Origin of the sequence: Pantoea vagans (genome assembly GCF_004792415.1) — a bacterium.
GTDB lineage: Bacteria > Pseudomonadota > Gammaproteobacteria > Enterobacterales > Enterobacteriaceae > Pantoea > Pantoea vagans.
Map to the genome: position 1 here is coordinate 157,439 of NZ_CP038853.1, position 18,271 is coordinate 175,709.

19 protein-coding genes are annotated in these 18,271 nt (G+C 54.7%); 7 read left to right on the forward strand and 12 right to left on the reverse strand.

The features are described 5' to 3' along the window. Positions 1-219 precede the first annotated feature (219 nt). From EGO56_RS00760 to rfaD, 5 genes are read right to left on the reverse strand one after another with little or no spacing between them, the layout of a single operon-like run. A complete protein-coding gene (locus tag EGO56_RS00760; RefSeq protein WP_135907446.1) occupies positions 220-1,224 on the reverse strand; it encodes a glycosyltransferase family 8 protein in 1,005 nt (334 codons plus the stop codon). Between the two features lie 9 nt (positions 1,225-1,233). Then, positions 1,234-2,310, reverse strand: coding sequence for a glycosyltransferase family 9 protein (locus tag EGO56_RS00765; RefSeq protein ID WP_135907447.1), 1,077 nt, complete (start codon positions 2,308-2,310; stop codon positions 1,234-1,236). Beyond that, the gene (gene rfaC / locus EGO56_RS00770) at positions 2,307-3,284 is read right to left on the reverse strand and encodes a lipopolysaccharide heptosyltransferase RfaC (RefSeq protein WP_135907448.1); all 978 of its coding nucleotides are present in this window, start codon (positions 3,282-3,284) and stop codon (positions 2,307-2,309) included. Before rfaC ends, EGO56_RS00765 begins: the two co-directional genes overlap by 4 nt. Continuing rightward, positions 3,272-4,327: an ADP-heptose--LPS heptosyltransferase RfaF gene (gene rfaF / locus EGO56_RS00775; RefSeq protein WP_135907449.1), complete on the reverse strand. Its 1,056-nt coding sequence runs from the start codon at positions 4,325-4,327 to the stop codon at positions 3,272-3,274. The genes rfaC and rfaF overlap by 13 nt, the downstream gene beginning before the upstream one ends. Before the next feature lie 17 nt (positions 4,328-4,344). Next, a complete protein-coding gene (rfaD, locus tag EGO56_RS00780) occupies positions 4,345-5,277 on the reverse strand; it encodes an ADP-glyceromanno-heptose 6-epimerase (RefSeq protein WP_033734492.1) in 933 nt (310 codons plus the stop codon). A gap of 230 nt (positions 5,278-5,507) precedes the next feature. Between rfaD and EGO56_RS00785 the strand changes: the two genes are divergently transcribed. Both EGO56_RS00785 and tdh read left to right on the forward strand, forming a co-directional pair. Continuing rightward, positions 5,508-6,704, forward strand: a complete 1,197-nt coding sequence (locus EGO56_RS00785; protein WP_135910510.1) for a glycine C-acetyltransferase — start codon at positions 5,508-5,510, stop codon at positions 6,702-6,704. A gap of 10 nt (positions 6,705-6,714) precedes the next feature. Then, entirely contained in the window at positions 6,715-7,743 is a 1,029-nt protein-coding gene (tdh, locus tag EGO56_RS00790) for an L-threonine 3-dehydrogenase (protein WP_135907450.1), read from the forward strand. Between the two features lie 31 nt (positions 7,744-7,774). Here the strand turns inward: tdh and EGO56_RS00795 are convergent, their stop codons facing one another. The 4 genes from EGO56_RS00795 to envC form a co-directional block, all read right to left on the reverse strand. Next, positions 7,775-8,686: a hypothetical protein gene (locus tag EGO56_RS00795; protein WP_135907451.1), complete on the reverse strand. Its 912-nt coding sequence runs from the start codon at positions 8,684-8,686 to the stop codon at positions 7,775-7,777. Then, complete coding sequence (locus EGO56_RS00800; RefSeq protein ID WP_033734487.1) at positions 8,679-9,908, reverse strand: glycosyltransferase; 1,230 nt, start codon at positions 9,906-9,908, stop codon at positions 8,679-8,681. The genes EGO56_RS00795 and EGO56_RS00800 overlap by 8 nt, the downstream gene beginning before the upstream one ends. Before the next feature lie 103 nt (positions 9,909-10,011). After that, positions 10,012-10,914 carry a divergent polysaccharide deacetylase family protein gene (locus tag EGO56_RS00805; RefSeq protein WP_135907452.1) on the reverse strand — a complete coding sequence of 301 codons (903 nt, stop codon included), beginning with the start codon at positions 10,912-10,914 and terminating at the stop codon, positions 10,012-10,014. A gap of 3 nt (positions 10,915-10,917) precedes the next feature. Next, positions 10,918-12,219 carry a murein hydrolase activator EnvC gene (gene envC, locus EGO56_RS00810; RefSeq protein ID WP_135907453.1) on the reverse strand — a complete coding sequence of 434 codons (1,302 nt, stop codon included), beginning with the start codon at positions 12,217-12,219 and terminating at the stop codon, positions 10,918-10,920. A gap of 252 nt (positions 12,220-12,471) precedes the next feature. Between envC and EGO56_RS00815 the strand changes: the two genes are divergently transcribed. The 5 genes from EGO56_RS00815 to cysE all read left to right on the forward strand — a co-directional run bounded on the left by EGO56_RS00815 (position 12,472) and on the right by cysE (position 15,591). Further along, entirely contained in the window at positions 12,472-12,903 is a 432-nt protein-coding gene (locus EGO56_RS00815) for a rhodanese-like domain-containing protein (protein ID WP_135907454.1), read from the forward strand. 19 nt (positions 12,904-12,922) lie between these two features. Then, positions 12,923-13,177, forward strand: a complete 255-nt coding sequence (gene grxC / locus EGO56_RS00820; protein ID WP_008926942.1) for a glutaredoxin 3 — start codon at positions 12,923-12,925, stop codon at positions 13,175-13,177. A 38-nt stretch (positions 13,178-13,215) separates the two neighbouring features. After that, complete coding sequence (gene secB, locus EGO56_RS00825) at positions 13,216-13,686, forward strand: protein-export chaperone SecB (RefSeq protein WP_010258229.1); 471 nt, start codon at positions 13,216-13,218, stop codon at positions 13,684-13,686. Continuing rightward, a complete protein-coding gene (gene gpsA, locus EGO56_RS00830; protein ID WP_185948867.1) occupies positions 13,686-14,702 on the forward strand; it encodes an NAD(P)H-dependent glycerol-3-phosphate dehydrogenase in 1,017 nt (338 codons plus the stop codon). The genes secB and gpsA overlap by 1 nt, the downstream gene beginning before the upstream one ends. Before the next feature lie 67 nt (positions 14,703-14,769). Continuing rightward, positions 14,770-15,591: a serine O-acetyltransferase gene (cysE, locus tag EGO56_RS00835; protein ID WP_013359486.1), complete on the forward strand. Its 822-nt coding sequence runs from the start codon at positions 14,770-14,772 to the stop codon at positions 15,589-15,591. Here cysE and trmL read toward each other — a convergent pair. From trmL to cpxR, 3 genes are read right to left on the reverse strand one after another with little or no spacing between them, the layout of a single operon-like run. Beyond that, entirely contained in the window at positions 15,588-16,061 is a 474-nt protein-coding gene (gene trmL, locus EGO56_RS00840) for a tRNA (uridine(34)/cytosine(34)/5-carboxymethylaminomethyluridine(34)-2'-O)-methyltransferase TrmL (RefSeq protein WP_013359485.1), read from the reverse strand. The two genes, cysE and trmL, sit on opposite strands and share 4 nt — an antisense overlap. A gap of 36 nt (positions 16,062-16,097) precedes the next feature. After that, positions 16,098-17,477, reverse strand: a complete 1,380-nt coding sequence (gene cpxA / locus EGO56_RS00845; RefSeq protein WP_013359484.1) for an envelope stress sensor histidine kinase CpxA — start codon at positions 17,475-17,477, stop codon at positions 16,098-16,100. Continuing rightward, a complete protein-coding gene (cpxR, locus tag EGO56_RS00850) occupies positions 17,474-18,172 on the reverse strand; it encodes an envelope stress response regulator transcription factor CpxR (RefSeq protein WP_009088062.1) in 699 nt (232 codons plus the stop codon). The genes cpxA and cpxR overlap by 4 nt, the downstream gene beginning before the upstream one ends. Positions 18,173-18,271: the final 99 nt, after the last annotated feature.

The following is an 18,271-nucleotide window of genomic DNA, read 5'->3' on the forward strand; positions in this document are numbered from 1 at the left end:
AGCTTTCCTGCTTTACTAAAAACCACGCCCGACAATAATAATGCGCTATATGCGCTTTTTTTACGCAAAGTCGCTTTACAGGTAAACAGATTATTATGCTGGTGTTCATTCAGCGTCTTTTTTATAAGAGATGGTGGTAAACAGCAGGCGGGATAAATGACGGGAAAGTCAGGCGCTGAAATAACCGCGCCCGTATCAATTATGATAAACCTGAGAGCGCTATTGCTCGCTCTGCTTAAAAAACTTGAGACTGACATACTTCATCATCCAGCTCATGCTTTCAGCATACTGTTTCTGATGCCACTTGATGCGGGAAAATCGCTTTATCTCTTTATAATGTCTCGGCGTATCAAGCGGCTGTGAAGCCCAGGGTGAGCGCTGGTAATAGCGATAGTAGAGCTGAGCAAGATCGCTACCGGCCCATGCATGCCAGGGTTTGCATTTACCGGTGTAGTGAATCATCACGGTGTCATCTGGCACGCCAGAGTGATCCCAGACTTTATTGGCGATGATGTCGTAAATATGGTTATAGCGGTCCGGCAGGATCAGAATCTCATTCTCCAGCACGATATTCAGCGCATCCTGATCCGGGAAACCAAACTCTGCGCCCTGCGTCACCAGCACGTCAGTAATGCGCGCCGTAGTCTGCCTTTCGAGCCAGCGCGGAATATTGATCAGCATAAAGCCAGAATTGAAATAGTGATGATGCTTCAGCCCCAGCCTTGCGCACTGGTTCTGCCGCGCACGTGGTGTGTCGTTACAGGCCGCCAGCGTGTAATCCGCGATATCCAGGGCGAACAGGGGCGAGTAGTCACCTACTACAAGCGTGTCAGCATCAATATAGATCACCCGATCGCTGTAGCTCGCTACAGTTTCAGGGATCAGGAAGCGGTAATGGATGCTTTTAGGATAGCGACCCACCGCAGGCAACTGATCAACCCAGGCACTGTTAAAAATATGCAACGTAATCGCCAGACGGTGGCCTGTGGCCAGCAAGCGCAGTTTTTCCACATCTTCATCACGCAGGGAATCGGAGAAAATATGGGCGTGGAACGCGGTATCAGGATGATGATGGAGAAGTGAAAACAGCGTAATGCCCAGGCCACGCGCGTAGGCGTGGTTGATGCCAAACGCAACGTGAACCGGGTTGTCATCCGTGTCAGCAAGCGTGTTGACCAGCAGCTGACTTTGCTGAACGGCATCAGCAAGAGGGGTAATTGCCATTACGCTTCACTATTCCAGATTATGAGTAATAAACGTTTGTATTCTAGTCAGTTTATCGTGATCCAGCCCGAATAATTTTTCAGCGGGCTGATCAAACTTAAAACGGGTGGCAAAAACGAACGTCGAGGCTGCAATATTATCGGGTCCGATAAACAACACGTTATTGACCGGACGCTGCTCCCTGACTTCACACGGCCCATAAAGCATGATCACCGGAATCTGCTGGGCATCAGCAATATACGCATTGCCAGAATCAGAGGCGATATAGAAATCCATCTGCGCAATGGCCCAGGGAACCTCTTCCAGTTTCAGCTCACCAATCAGGCTGACGATATTCTCTTTGGGGCCGGTCAGGCTCAGTAACTCATCCAGCCACGGCTGCTCAGCCGGTGGGCCAAAGACATAAAAGGTGCAGGGCAGGTCAGCCAGCGACGTCATCAGCTGCTGCCAGATGCTGGCAGGAATGGTTTTGGCCCGATTACCGGCAGAAATACTGATACCTATTTTAATGCCGCTGCGCGGATTACGCAGCGCGGCGGGCGGCTCAGCCGGCTGCAAGAGCGGCGAGGTCGCATGTTTAGGAAAATCGGTATAGCGGTAGTCACGGTTAATCAGCTTCAGATAACTGTCGAGCGTTAAATCCGTTTTGCTATGGTCGACAATGCCGCTGGCGCTGCGATAGAAAGTTGCATGATAGGACTTACGCACATAGGTGCGCAGAAATTGCTTGTTCGGTGCGTTACATAACGCGGCGAAAAACAGGTTCACGCTGTTGGGCTGCACCAGATAGACGTTGTCATAACGGTTCATCAGCGTGATCGCGAGCTTCAGTTTGGCAAAAAAGCTGCGTTTAGCATCTTCGATAAGAAAGTAGCGGCTGACCGTGTCATCGTGACGCACCAGCGGCTCGACCGCCTTGCTGATCAGCAGTTCAGACTGACCCAGGGCGCGCAGCATCGGGGTGATATTGATGAAATCACCTATCTTTGCCGTCTGGATGATTAAGCTGCGTCCGGTTGGACGGTAAAACAGCCGCATTACCGTCCGCAAAGGCACCAGCAGCAGATAGATCAGCACATAGTTCATGGCGTATTTTCCCTGATAACGGCCTGAAGTTTTTCTGCCACCGCGTCAGCAGTCAGCTCTGCCAGATTGTGATTCGGGGCGCTCAGTGCCTGTTGGTTCTGTCCGTACCCGCCAATCAACCCCGGATCGGTCGGGCCATACAGTGTGAGGTTGGGGCGGTCCAGTGCCGCCGTCAGGTGGCTCAATCCGGTATCGACCGAAACCACCGCCCGCGCGCCCGCCAGCTGCTGTGCTATCGCTTCCAGCGTCAGCTTAGGCAGCACCTCAACATGCTCAAAGCCTTCTGCAAGGCGCAAGGCACGTTGATGCTCGTGTTCAGCACCCCAGGGCAGTTTCACCTGCAGCCCGCTGGGCTGCACCAGCTCAATCAGCTGACGCCAGTGTGATTCCGGCCAGTGTTTGTTGTCACGCGTCGTGGCATGCAGAAAGACCAGATAATGATGTGCGTCAGCGGACAGATGATGCAGAAAGTGTCCGGCAATCGCGTAGTCACCCTGACTTTGCGGCTTTTCATAGCCCAGGCTTTTGGCGAACAGTTCGCGCGTCCGCTCAACAGCGTGTTGTCGCTTACTGACTTCATGGCGGACGTCATACCACCAGCTGGCAAACGGCTCACGCGCGCTGCGGCTGTCCTGCCCATGCTTTACCCCTTTCGATAAGCGGGTAACCAGCGCGGCACTTTTGATCAGTCCCTGCGCATCAATGACGACATCGTACTTACGCGACTGTAACGCGCGCTTAAACAGCACACGCTCTTCACGCTGCTGACTGCCAAACCAGTGTTTGCGCCAGCGACGGATTGCCACCGGTAACACCTTATCGACCGCAGGATGCCAGCCAGGGATCTGCGCGAAGTTCTCTTCCACCACCCAGTCGAAACGGATGCTGGGAATAGCATGCATCGCATCGGTCAGTGCCGGCAGTGAATGCAGCACATCGCCCATCGAAGAGGTTTTAACAATCAGGACGTGCATGGCACCTCCTGTGGTGCGAGCAGTTCGCTCAGCGTCTGATGTACGCGCTCAGGCTGAATATCGATCAGGCTCTGGTGATAGCCCTGGTCGGCATCGCCTTTACGCACTTTGTGATAGCCGGTAATCAGGCGAATAATACGCGCCTGTTTTGCAAGCGGCGGCGTAAAGTCAGGGCTGCTCGGCCCATAGAGCGCCACCAGCGGACGGTCCAGCGCCGCAGCGATATGCATCAGGCCGGAATCGTTACTGACCACGGCCCGGCATTGCGCCAGCAGAATCACTGCCTGCTCCAGCTGGGTTTCACCGGCCAGATTACGGCAGTGGCCGCGTGCATCTTCTGGCAGCGCAGCGATAATCTCGTCGCCGGTCGGGCGATCTTTGGCGGAGCCAAACAGCACAATCTGGAAGCCTTCAGCAATCAGCTGACGGGCCAGCGTGGCGTAGTGATAGTGCGGCCAGCGTTTGGCCGGACCAAATTCGGCACCCGGACAAAAACCGATGATCGGACGGGTTGCCGCCAGCTGAAACTGTGCGGCGGTTTCAATCTTTTCCTGCTCTTCAACCTGCAGCTTTGGCCACAACAGCGGCTGCGGCAGCTGCGCCGCCGAGGCAAGCGGTGTGTCGTAGCCCAGCGCAACGTAGCGCTCAACCATGAGTGGAAAAGCCGCTTTATCCAGCACCCGCAAATCGTTCAGCAGGCCATAGCGCATTTCACCGCGCCAGCCGACGCGGCGTTTTATTCCGGCAAAGAAAGGGACCAGCGCCGACTTAAAGGAGTTAGGCAGCACATAAGCACGGTCGTAGTGACTGGCGCGCAGCACTTTTCCCAGCCGGCGACGCTCACCAATCTCCAGTGCGCCATGCCCGAGCGGCATCGCCAGCGCCTGATTCACCTCCGGCATGCGTGACAGCAACGGACGGCACCACGCCGGAGCCATCACATCAATCACTGCATCCGGATGTTCGGCCTTGAGTGTGCGATAGAGACTTTGCGACATCATCATATCGCCGACCCACGACGGGCCGATTACCAGAATTTTCATCGCCGGAGCAGCTTCCTTTATGCGTTGCGGTTCAGCCAGACCATATATTCAGCGACGCCCTGCGCCACCGTTTTAAAGGGCTTGTCGTAGCCGGCAGCACGCAATTTAGTGAGATCGGCCTGGGTATAAGCCTGATAGCGCCCTTTGAGTTTTTCCGGGAACGGGATGTACTCGATCTGACCTTTCTGGTGGAACTTCAGTACCGCATCAGCCACTTCCTGGAAGGATTCGGCGCGGCCAGTACCACAGTTATAAATTCCGGAGACGCCATTTTCCCAGCACCACAGATTCACTTCTGCCACATCATCAACGTGGATGAAATCACGTTTAAAGCCATCGCTGCCTTCAAACAGTTTTGGATTTTCATCGTTGCTGATCTGTGTGTTCAGATGGAAGGCAACGCTGGCCATGCTGCCTTTATGGCCTTCGCGCGGACCGTAGACGTTGAAATAGCGGAAACCGCACACCGGCGAGTTCGCTTCCGGCAGCATCTGACGGACGTAATGGTCGAAAAGCATCTTGGAGTAGCCATAGACATTCAGCGGCTGCTCATACTGGCGCTCTTCGATGAAATTCTCGTTGCGTCCACCGTAAGTGGCTGCGGAAGAGGCGTAAAGGAACGGGATCTCGCGCTCAAGGCAGAAGTGCAGCAGCTCTTTGGAGTACTGATAGTTGTTCTCCATCATGTACTTGCCATCCCACTCGGTGGTGGAGGAGCAGGCGCCCTGATGGAAGACCGCTTCGATCGGGCCTAAATCATCGCCCGCGATCACGCTCATCAGGAACTCTTCTTTGTCCATGTAATCGACAATATCCAGGTCGACTAAATTGGCAAACTTGGTGCCATCCTTCAGATTATCCACCACCAGAATGTCGGTGTGACCGCGATCGTTCAGCGCTTTGACGATGTTGCTGCCAATCATTCCTGCGCCGCCAGTTACGATAATCATGTTGTTACCTTCAACGTTGTGGGGTGAAACAGGAGGTTTCACACACGAATACCTCACATCATAACATTTCATCAGGGTGCAGACAGCCAGATGACTCTGTAACGCGTTACGCGTACATCGTCGTGGCGTGAACTATGCTGCAAAAATGACATTCTGTTGGGCGATTTATCGTGAAGAAGCGGCCTGTTCAGTAAGATATGCCAGATTTTTGCCATCTGAGGAGAGCAATGATGCCTGCGCAATTTTATCAACAACTTCGTCAGCAACTTGATGATGCACGTCAGGAAGGACTGTTTAAACAGGAGCGGATCATCACCTCTGCCCAGCAGACGGAGATCGCGGTTGGCAGCGATCCGGCAGTGATTAACTTCTGCGCTAATAACTATTTAGGCCTGGCGAACCATCCGGCGCTGATTCAGGCGGCGAAAGAGGGGATGGATTCGCATGGTTTCGGCATGGCGTCGGTGCGCTTTATCTGCGGCACGCAGGACAGCCATAAGCAGCTGGAAAAGCGGCTGGCAGAGTTTCTCGGGATGGAGGATGCCATTCTCTACTCCTCCTGTTTCGACGCCAACGGCGGTCTGTTCGAAACCCTGCTTGATGCGCAGGATGCCGTTATCTCGGATGCGCTGAATCATGCCTCCATTATCGACGGCGTCCGGCTGTGCAAAGCGCAGCGTTATCGCTATGCCAATAATGACATGGCGGAGCTGCGGGCCTGTCTGCAGGAAGCACGCGGTAAAGGTGCCCGACATATTCTGATTGCCACCGATGGCGTCTTCTCAATGGATGGGGTGATTGCAAATCTGCCCGCCATCTGCGATCTGGCCGATGAATTCTCCGCGCTGGTGATGGTAGATGATTCCCATGCGGTGGGTTTTGTCGGGAACGCCGGACGCGGCACCCATGAATATTGCGACGTCATGGGCCGGGTCGACATCATTACCGGCACGCTCGGGAAAGCGCTCGGCGGCGCGTCCGGTGGCTACACGGCTGCAAAAGCCGAAGTGGTGGAGTGGCTGCGTCAGCGTTCCCGTCCCTATCTGTTCTCTAACTCGCTGGCGCCGGCCATTGTGGCCGCCTCGCTGCGGGTGCTGGATCTGCTCAGTGAAGGTGACGGACTGCGTCAGCGTCTGTGGGACAACGCCCGTTACTTTCGCGAGCAGATGACGGCGGCGGGCTTTACGCTGGCTGGGGCCGATCACGCCATTATCCCGGTGATGCTGGGTGAAGCCAGCGTTGCCCAGGAATTTGCCCGCCTGCTGCAACAGGAAGGTATCTACGTGACCGGTTTCTTCTATCCGGTGGTGCCAAAAGGTCAGGCACGCATCCGCACCCAGATCTCTGCGGCGCACACCCAGCAACAGCTGGAACGTGCGGTGGCGGCCTTTACCCGCATCGGTAAACAACTGGGCGTCATCGCCTGAGGAGTCCGTCATGAAAGCACTCGCCAAACTGAAGAAGGAAGCGGGCATCTGGATGGTGACCGATGCCCCGGTTCCTGAGCCGGGTCACAACGATCTGCTGATTAAGATCCGTAAAACCGCCATCTGCGGCACCGATGTTCATATCTACAACTGGGATGACTGGTCGCGCAAAACCATTCCGGTGCCGATGATTGTCGGTCATGAGTATGTGGGTGAAGTGGTCGCGATTGGACAGGAAGTGAAAGGCTTTAAAATTGGGGATCGGGTTTCGGGCGAGGGGCACATTACCTGTGGACACTGTCGCAACTGCCGCGCCGGACGCACCCATTTATGCCGTAACACGATGGGCGTGGGCGTTAACCGTCAGGGCTGCTTTGCGGAGTATCTGGTCATCCCCGCCTTTAATGCATTTAAAATTCCCGACAACATTTCCGATGAGCTGGCGGCAATCTTTGATCCGTTCGGCAACGCGGTGCACACCGCACTCTCGTTCGACCTGGTCGGTGAAGATGTGCTGATCTCGGGTGCAGGTCCAATCGGCATCATGGCCGCTGCAGTCTGTCGCCACGTCGGCGCACGCAATGTGGTGATCACGGACATCAATGAGTATCGCCTGGCACTGGCGCGGAAAATGGGCGTCACACGTGCGGTCAATGTGGCGAATGAAGATCTGCGCGACGTGATGCACTCGCTGGGGATGACGGAAGGATTTGATGTCGGACTGGAGATGTCCGGCGCACCTCCTGCCTTTCGCTCGCTACTGGAGGTGATGAATCACGGTGGGCGGATCGCACTGCTGGGTATTCCGCCGGGTGAAATGGCGATCGACTGGAATCAGGTGATTTTTAAGGGGCTTTTTATCAAAGGCATTTATGGCCGTGAGATGTTTGAAACCTGGTACAAAATGGCGGCGCTGATTCAGTCCGGTCTCGATTTAACGCCGATCATTACGCATCGCTATGGTATCGACGATTTCCAGCAGGGCTTTGATGAGATGCGTTCAGGACGCTCGGGGAAAGTGATACTAAGCTGGGATTAAAGCAACGGCCGCTGGCACGGCGGCCGCAGGATTAGCTTTTCTTCTTCTCTTCGTCGGTCAGGTAGCGCACTTTGCGCGTGTAGTCCTGGCCTTTGAAGTTCAGCGGCTGCTGCGGGTCAGCAAGGTATTTTTGCCATTCCGACAGCGGAAAGCCGCCATGCGCGCCCACCACTTCCGGCGGGATGACTGCTGACTGACCGCCGATTTTCTTGGAGACCGGCCAGTTAGCCCATTCGCCCAGATTGACGGTTTTGATATCCAGCATGTCCAGCAACACCGCGAGCGGCAGCTGATCGGTCGGCGGCTGGCTGTCGTTCATTAAATTCCACGTGTCATTAAACAGCGTCAGCCACAGCGGCGAAATGCGCTGCCAGACTTCACGGGTGGCAGCCAGGTAAGCGCCATTCACGTGGTCCACCAGATAAGGCCGGATACTGTGCGGATAGTAAGCGGGAATCGCCTCTTGCGGCGCACCGTCCAGCTTGGCAATCATTTTCCCCTGACGGAAGCTGGAATAGAGATGGCCCGGCTTCATCATGATCTGCGGCATCTTAAGCAGATTGAGGTCGGAATCGATCATCAGAATACCGTCGCCTTCTGCCTGCAAGGGCGCCTGCAATTTGATCAAACGACTGCGATAGATCTGCTTGTAGCGATAACTATCTTCCCGGTGCGGCACATCCAGCGTCGCCACGCGGATTTTAGCCGGCAGGCTGCCAAAGGCGTGCGCGGGCTGATCGCTGACAATCACGACCTCTTTTGCCTCCGTCGCGAAACGCGCTGCAAAATCGGCGCTGAGCAGGGCTTCTTCAATATAGTCCGCGCCGGTGCAGGGGATAACAACAGAGGTGACCGGCACAGTGCCCTGAACCTCTTTTTGCGAATAAGGCAGGTTATGGCGCGCTCTGATATGGCGGTAACGGGGATTTAAAAAATTAAGCATGAGGTTTCTTTTTGGCGACGCTTTGCAGAATATTCTCGACGCCGCTGATATAGGTTTCAATGGCGTACTGTTCACGTACGCGTTTCGCTGCCGCATTGATCAGGCGTTGACGCAAATCCGCATCCTGCCACAGCGCGGTCAGGTGCTGGGTCAGTTGTACCACGTTGCCATAATCAAACAGCAGCCCGGTTTCGTCATGACTGATCAATTCGGCAGTGCCGACCACACGGGATCCCACAACGGCGGTATTCACCAGCATCGCCTCCAGCACAACCCGGGGTAAGCCTTCACTGCGTGAGGCCAGAATAAACGCATCAAAAGCCGTGAGGTAATCGAGAGCATTGTTCTGAAAGCCCGTAAAAACCACGTGATGCTGGATGTTCTCTGCAGTCGCAAGTTGCAGCAGATGCTGAAGTTCCGGACCAGCGCCGACAATCACCATCCGCCAGTCTGCATCGGGATTGGCGCGTTTAAAACGGCCCAGCGCCTGCAGGATATGGTGATTAGATTTGCGCAATATCAGAGAGCCGATAGTGCCAAATACGAAGGTCGAAGGGGAGAGTTTGAAACGCTGGCGGACTTCAAGGCGGTCGGGCAGAGTCTGGTGAACGTCGATGGCATTACTGACGGTAAAACAGCGTTCCGCATCGATACCATGGCGACGCAGGGTGTTATTGACGCCCTGAGATACAGCAATCACAGCCTGGCAATCCTGATTCACCATGCTGACCAGCCGCGGTTCCAGAACCGGATCGATACGGCAGTGTTGAACCACCGCAACGTCAAGGCTGCGCGCGGCCAGATAACCTTCCACATTAGTACTGGGCTGGTTATTCATATAGAGCGTGTCGAAGTTACCCAGTTGCAGCAGTGAATTGATTTTGCTGGCATTAGGCATAATTCGCCAGCGCGTATCAATCTCGTCGATAACACGCTTCTTAAGCTTTTTGTTGAAAAACAGCAGCGCACGCACGGCTTCTTTAACAAATTTTGCCCAGCGTGGCTGTTTGATTTGCGGAATAAAAAAGACCGGAATGGCCAGCGCATTCAGCGTGGCCTCAATCGTTTCGTCGTTACCACGGCTGTAGTTGTGGTAGAAGCAGCAGGTGATATCAAATTTTTGACGATCGATACGTTTCAGCAGCTCCAGCATACTGTTGGTGCCGCCGCCCCACTCTCTGCCGTTATCCAGCAGCAGGATTTTTTGTTTATTTATCGTCATCCCTATCACTGTTTCCGCACAGCCCGTTATTGTCCGACCCTGGATTATAGTAATTTCTGCGTATAAATGAACGCTAAGCCTGAGACTTAGCATTCATAGCAAATCAGAACAGATTTTTTAGCGTGGTAAACAGTGGGCTGTGATTCACACTTTCAGCGATTACCGCTAAGGCTCGGGTCGCCGGAACCGGGGCCAGTGGCTGTTTTGCTTTACACAGGCTGGCAGGCTGGAAGCGCGGCGGTACCGGCTTTGCCGGTGCAACAGGCGTCCGTGATCCGCTGCGTAGCGATTCGTTCAGCAGCTGGCTGGGACGAACCAGCGTAATGTCGGCTGGCAGCGTGGGTAACATCTGCTGCAGCACCCGAACGGTAGTCGGATGGGGATGACCAATGGCAATCGCATAACCGTCGCGCTGCGCCAGCTTCACCGCCCGGCTGAACTGCTGGCGGATGGCGTTAATATCCTGGCTGTCATCAAGGAATACCCGACGTTTTAACACCTTGACCTGGGTACCCTGCGCGGCAGGTATCGCCTGACTGTTAGCGATGGTCATGCTATCCAGGAAGTAAAGATTGTAGTGGTTCAGCGCCTGCATCACTTTCTGCATGCCGGGCAGGCTTGAGGTCATCCTGCTGCCCATATGGTTGTTCAGACCGACGGCATAAGGCACGTTGTTAACCGCATTACGCATGATGCGGGTAACCTCTTCACTGCTCATCTCCGGCGTTAAGGTATCTTTTTCCAGCGGCTGTTTGCTCAGGGGTGCCATCGGCAGATGGATCAGCACTTCGTGACCACTCTGATGTGCTTTAGTCGCCATTTCACGGGCGTGGGGGGCATTGGGCAATACCGCGACTGAAATAGCCTGCGGCATCTGCAGGACTTTGTTCTCTTCGGCAGGGCGATAGCCGACGTCATCGATGACAATGGCCAGTTTGCCCGCCTGTGCAGCATAGCTGAACAGTAAGGCGCTCAACAGAACGGAGATTTTTCGACGTTGCAGCAAAACTTATTTTCCTAACCACGGGAGTGGATTGACGGCCTGTCCCTGACGTCGGATTTCAAAATAGAGCGACGGGGTACCGCGGCCACCACTGGTGCCCACCAGTGCGATAGGCTGTCCTGCCTTCACCTGCGTACCCACGCTCACCAGCGCACTTTGGTTGTAGCCATACAGGCTCATATCACCTTTGCCGTGCTCCAGCACCACCACCAGACCGTAGCCCTGTAACCAGTCGGCCATCAGCACACGACCATCGGCAATCGCTTTCACCTCGGTGCCTTCCCGCGCATCAATCACCAGTCCTTTCCAGCGCAGTTCACCCTGCAGCTGTTCACCAAAGCGATGTTCAATGCGTCCGCGCACCGGCCACAACGCCTGTCCGCCCGCGCGCCCCAGTCCACCCGTGCGGGCTACCAGTTCACGTTCGCTCTGAGTCGGCTGATAGCTGGAGCCTTTGGCTTTCGCCTGCGCCTGACGCTGACGCACTTTTTCCGCCTCACGCGCTTCACGGGCTGCGCGCTCGCGCGCCTCGCGTTCCGCACGGGCGATCTTATCCTGCAGACGGCTTTCGTTCTGGCGCATCTCGACCAGATCGGCCTGATCTTTTTCCAGCGCGCTCTCCAGTGATGTCAGGGTCTTTTTACGCGCGTCGCTCGCCTGTTGCAGCTTCTGCTGTTGGCCCTGCTGCTGTGCTAATAACTCTTTCTGCTGCTGCTGCTTCTGCTCCAGCGAGGCGCGTTGCTGGTCTAAATCCTGTCGCGTCTTTTGCAGCGATTCGATACTTTTCTGGCGGGCATCATTGAGATAGCCGAAATAGGCCAGAATACGCTCACTGCGCTGGCTCTCTTCACCGCCCATCAAAAGCTGCACGCCGCTGTGCTGACCCTGACGAAATGCCGCATCAAGTTGTTCAGAAAGCAGGTTTTCCTGGCGGGTTTGCTGTTTTTCAAGCCGGGCGATGGAGGTGGCGAGTTGTTTCATCTCATCATTCAGAGCAGTGAGGCTATTGCGGGTGTCACGCAGCTGACGGCTCGCCTGAGCGATGATCTTTTCCTGGCTCTGCAACTGATCCAGTAATTTGCTACGCTGCAGTTTCTGCGCTTTAACGCTTTTCTCTTTTGCAGCAATGTTTTGCTGAATGGATTGCAGCTGAGATTTACTGTCCTCTGCGCTGTGAACAGCGGCAGGCAACAACAGTGCTCCCGCACAAAGCAGACTAAGGGAGAGGCTGGACAGGTGTGTGAACAACGGCAGGTTATCGCCGTTGGGACGGGTCCTTGTGTGCGAAACGGTTGTTTTTCCCTTCATAGGCCAATGATTATTCCACGATGAACCGCCGCTTACCAGTGCTGCCAGCGGGCATTTGCTTTTCCAGTTATGTCCACTTTCACCATGACATGGATTAACCCTTACGCCATTTTTGCCTTTCAGCCACTTTTTTTGGAAAATGGAGCACAAATCGATACTCTGGCCGCATAGCATCTGTACATGCGAAGTGGCGCAGGTATACTCAGAACCCTTGTTTTAGCTTATTAGCCCGGTCTGGAGTCGTTACCCCTCATGCAAGAAATTATGCAGTTTGCAAGCAATCACCCCATCCTGAGTCTGGCATGGGTCGTTTTACTCGTTATGGTGATTGTGACTACCGTTAAAGGAATGTTCTCTAAGGTAAAAACGATCAGCCGCGGTGAAGCCACCCGCCTGATTAATAAAGAGGACGCGGTAGTAGTAGACGTGCGTTCGCGCGACGATTTCCGCAGGGGTCATATTTCAGGTGCGTTGAATGTGGCAGCCGCTGAGATTAAAAAAGGCAACCTCGACGAACTGGCAAAGCATAAAGCGCATCCCATAATTGTGGTGTGTGCAACCGGACAAAGCGCAGGCGATTCTGCTGCACACCTCAGTGCGGCAGGCTTTGAGCAGGTTTCAGTGCTGAAAGAGGGTATCAGTGGCTGGAGCGGCGAAAATCTGCCGTTAGTTCGCGGTAAATAATCTTACAGAGGTGCTGATCATGGCAAATGTTGAAATGTATACCAAGGCCACCTGTCCTTACTGCCATCGTGCGAAGGCGCTGTTAACGCAAAAAGGCGTCTCGTTTCAGGAAATCCCCATTGATGGCGATATGGCTAAGCGCGAAGAGATGATCAAGCGTAGCGGTCGTACCACCGTGCCTCAGATTTTTATTGATGCGCAGCACATTGGCGGCTGCGATGACTTATTCGCACTCGATAATCGCGAAGGTTTAGATCCCTTACTGCAGGCGTAATTTTACGCCGGACAACCTCATATATAGGATTTGGTCACATGTCAGAACACAACACCAACGAAATGCAGTTCCAGATTCAGCGCGTATTCACTAAAGATATCTCCTTTGAAGCGCCAAATGCCCCGCAGGTTTTCCAGAAAGAGTGGGAACCGGACGTTAAGCTGGACCTGGATACTGCATCTTCTCAGCTGGCTGACGAAGTTTACGAAGTGGTACTTCGTGTGACTGTAACCGCAACTGTGGGCGAAGAGACCGCTTTCCTGTGTGAAGTTCAGCAGGCCGGTATTTTCACCATCAGCGGTATCGAAGGAACGCAGATGGCACATTGCCTGGGTGCATACTGCCCGAACATTCTGTTCCCGTACGCACGCGAATGCATTACCAGCCTGGTATCACGTGGTACCTTCCCGCAGCTGAACCTGGCACCGGTTAACTTTGATGCGCTGTTCATGAACTACCTGCAGCAGCAGCAAGGTGAAGAAGGTGCTGAACCACATCAGGATGCCTGATGACAACTCACGCTTCGATTAGCGTCATCGGTGCCGGTTCCTACGGCACCGCTTTGGCGATTACCCTGGCCCGTAACGGCCATCCGGTGCTGTTGTGGGGACATAACCCGGCGCATCTGGCGCAACTTCAGACTGACCGCTGCAACACTGCTTTCCTGCCCGATGTCCCGTTCCCCGATAACCTCTCCCTTGAGCCTGATCTGACCAAAACCATTGCCGCCAGCCGCGATTTATTAATCGTGGTGCCGAGTCATGTGTTTGGCGATGTGCTGCAGCAGATTAAACCTCATCTGCGGCCAGACTCGCGTATTGTCTGGGCGACCAAAGGGCTGGAAAAAGAGACGGGCCGGCTGTTGCAGGACGTGGCACGTGACATCGTAGGCGATGCCATTCCGCTGGCCGTGATCTCCGGGCCGACCTTTGCGAAAGAGCTGGCGGCAGGATTACCGACGGCCATCGCGCTGGCCGCCACGGATGCGCAGTTTGCTGACGACCTGCAGCAGAAGCTGCACTGCGGTAAAAGCTTCCGCGTTTATAACAACCCTGATTTCATCGGCGTACAGCTGGGCGGCGCGGTAAAAAACGTGATTGCTATCGGTGCTGGTATGTCCGACGGGATTGGTTTTGGCGCAAACGCGCGAACTGCACTGATCACCCGTGGTCTGGCCGAAATGAGCCGGCTGGGCGCAGCGCTGGGTGCCGATCCCACCACCTTTATGGGGATGGCGGGTCTGGGCGATCTGGTGCTGACCTGTACCGATAATCAGTCGCGTAATCGTCGTTTTGGCATGATGCTGGGCCAGGGCGAAGATGTAGATAGCGCGCAACGCATTATCGGACAAGTTGTAGAAGGGTACAGAAACACTAAAGAAGTCAAAGCATTGGCTGCGCGTTTTGGTGTGGAAATGCCGATCACCGAGCAGATTTATCAGGTGTTGTATTGCGAAAAACCGGCGAGAGATGCAGCATTGAGCCTGCTGGGACGAACAAGGAAGGACGAAAACAGCATCAGCTAACGCAGGACGCGTAGCATCATCACCTGCAGCGCCATTCAGGCGCTTTTTTTATCGGGAGAAAGTAGCAATGTCGTCTGATGAGTTAGAACTGGTCTGGAATAATATTAAAGCAGAAGCGCGCGCCCTGGCTGATTGTGAGCCGATGCTGGCCAGTTTCTTCCACGCGACATTGCTCAAGCATGAAAATCTCGGTAGTGCACTGAGTTACATGCTGGCCAACAAGCTGGCAAACCCGATTATGCCTGCTATCGCCATTCGTGAAATCGTTGAAGAAGCCTACCGCGAAGATCCGTCCATGATACTGTCGGCGGCTTACGATATTCAGGCGGTACGTCAGCGTGACCCGGCGGTCGATAAATACTCCACGCCGCTGCTCTATCTCAAAGGATTTCATGCGCTTCAGGCCTACCGCATTGGTCACTGGCTATGGAATGAAGGCCGACGCGCGCTGGCGGTTTATCTGCAGAATGAAATTTCTGTCTCCTTTGCCGTCGATATTCATCCCGCCGCGAATATAGGCCACGGCATCATGCTCGACCATGCTACAGGCATTGTGATTGGTGAAACCGCCGTAGTTGAGAATGATGTCTCGATCCTGCAATCAGTGACGCTGGGCGGTACCGGCAAAACCAGCGGCGATCGCCATCCGAAAATTCGTGAAGGGGTGATGATTGGTGCCGGCGCGAAAGTGCTGGGCAATATTGAAGTCGGCAGGGGAGCAAAAATCGGCGCCGGTTCTGTGGTGTTACAGCCTGTGCCGCCACACACTACGGCAGCAGGCGTCCCCGCGCGTATCGTCGGCAAGCCAGGCAGTGAAAAGCCGTCAATGGATATGGATCAGCACTTCAATGGCAGCCTCGCCGGTTTTCAGTTTGGCGACGGCATCTAGTCTTTAATCAGTGCGCCCGCGTAATCGAGCTGGCGCCACGCTTCATAGACCACCACCGACACGGCATTCGATAAATTCATGCTGCGGCTCTCCGCTCTCATCGGGATGCGGATTTTCTGCTGCGCCGGTAATGCCGCCAGAATTTCCGCTGGCAGTCCACGGCTCTCAGGTCCAAACAGCAGATAATCGCCCGCCTGATACGCGACGGCACTGTGTGCGGGCGTTCCTTTGGTCGTCAGCGCAAACAGACGTTCAGGCGACTCAGCGGCGATAAACGCCTGATAGTCAGCATGGAATTTTATGGCCGTGAATTCGTGGTAATCCAGTCCGGCGCGGCGTAAACGCTTGTCATCCCAGGCGAAGCCGAGCGGCTGAATCAGATGAAGCTGGAAGCCCGTATTGGCGCACAGGCGAATGATATTGCCGGTATTTGGCGGAATTTCTGGTTCAAACAAGACAATGTTAAGCATAAGGCCCCCCGATGACAGGGGCCGAAGCATAGCAAATTATTGACGACCGGAGGAGTAGAGTGGCAACCAGAGGGTCAGACGCAGACCACCCAGTGGGCTGTCATCGGCTTTAACCCAGCCGCGATGCTGCTGCACTGCTGTTTCGACAATCGCCAGGCCAAGACCGGTGCCGCCTGATTCGCGATCGCGTGCTTCATCGGTACGGTAGAAGGGACGGAAAATCTGTTCGCGATCTTCCGGACTCACGCCAGGACCGTCATCATCAACGTGTACCGTGATACCGGAAATATCGACGGAGAAGCTGACGCTGATATGTGTGTGTGAATAGCGCAGCGCATTGCGAACGATATTTTCCAGCGCACTCTCCAGCGCATGAGGGTTGCCATAAAGCGGCCACGGGCCAGGCGGGTAGGGAATATCCATCTTCTTGCCCATCTGTTCCGCTTCGAAACGGGCATCTTCCAGCACCCCATTCCACAGCTGATTCGCCTTCATCGCTTCGCTGACCAATGCATTTTTATGCTGGGTGCGTGACAGCACCAGCAGGTCGTTAATCATGCCATCAAGACGCTGTGCTTCCATCTCAATCCGCTCCAGCTCTTTACCTTCGCCCTGACGCCGACGCAGCAGCGCGGTAGCCAGTTGCAGACGGGTAAGCGGGGTACGAAGCTCATGGCTGATATCCGATAGCAGACGTTGCTGACCGGTCATCATCCGCTCCAGCGCACTGACCATCTGGTTAAAGCTGGAACCCGCCGCCAGAAACTCCTGCGGACCTGATTCCAGTTCCGGATGCTGACGCAGATTTCCGCTTGCGACTTCATCGGCGGCATATTTCAGCTTACGCGCCGGACGCGCCAGGCTCCAGGCGAGCCACAGCAGCAGCGGTGAGCTTATGAGCATGGTGACAATAAGCAGCAGTAACGGACGGTCAAACAGCAGATTGACGAAATCGAGCTGGGAGCTGTTGGCGGGACGGATCATGTAAAGCTGGTAGTTATCTTCGCCATCCCGGACGGCAAAAGGCCCTACCAGCTCAACACGACCATATTTCTTCTTCTGCGGATGATCGGCGTTATCAGACTGGCCGATAAAATTGCGGATAACCTGCATTTCGTTATGTTGTGCGCCAATCACCCGACCTTCACTGGTCACTAACAGCAGCCGCTGACCCGGCGGTGCCCACTTCTCCACGGCGCGAAACAGACGACGCCACCACATCAGATCGTTAGGGGGATCCTGTGACAGCTCTGCTTCGACGTGTTGCTCAATCATGATGCCCTGCCGCTGTTCACTCTCCAGCAGCGAGGTCATCTGTCGTGAATCGAGCTTGGGCACCATTAGCACCAGCATCAACACCAGCGCCAGCGTTAACCAGAAGATGGCGAAGATACGGGTGGTCAGACTTCCAATCATGATGCCGAAACCATCAGATAGCCGCGGCCACGTAAGGTTTTAAACCAGGGATGACCGTCACGGCGTTCAGGCAGCTTGCGACGCAGATTCGAGATGTGCATATCGATGGCGCGGTCAAAAGGTGTCAGGCGTTTGCCCAGCACTTCCTGACTCAGATGTTCACGCGATACAACCTGGCCCAGGTGCTGCGCAAGCAGATAGAGCAGGGTGAACTCCGTGCCGGTGAGATCCAGCGTGACATCATCAAAACTCGCTTCCTGACGGCCAGGATTGAGCCGCAGGCAGTCCACTTCCAGTGTGGGCGAGCTATTGTCGTGTTGCTGCTGCTGTTCACTCCAGTTGGAGCGCCGCAGAATAGCGCGGATACGCGCCACCAGTTCGCGATCGTTAAACGGCTTGGGCAGATAGTCATCTGCACCCAGTTCAAGGCCCAGTACACGATCCAGCTCGCTGCCGCGCGCCGTTAGCATGATGACGGGGGTTTGATGTTGCTGTCGCAGTTCTTTCAGGGTGTCGATACCGTTTTTCTTCGGCATCATGACATCCAGTAAAAGCAAATCAATAGAGTTATCGAGCAGGTTCAGCGCCTGTTCACCATCGCTGGCTACCACCACTTCAAACCCTTCCATTTCTAACAGTTCTTTTAAAAGCGAAGTTAATTCGCGGTCGTCATCTACCAACAGGATTTTATTCATTTTTGTAGCCCTCCGCAGGCAAAATACCGTGTTCCTGGCGCACCTATCTATCGCTTTACGTAGTTTTACACCCCCTGACGGATGTTTGCAGCTGTCGCC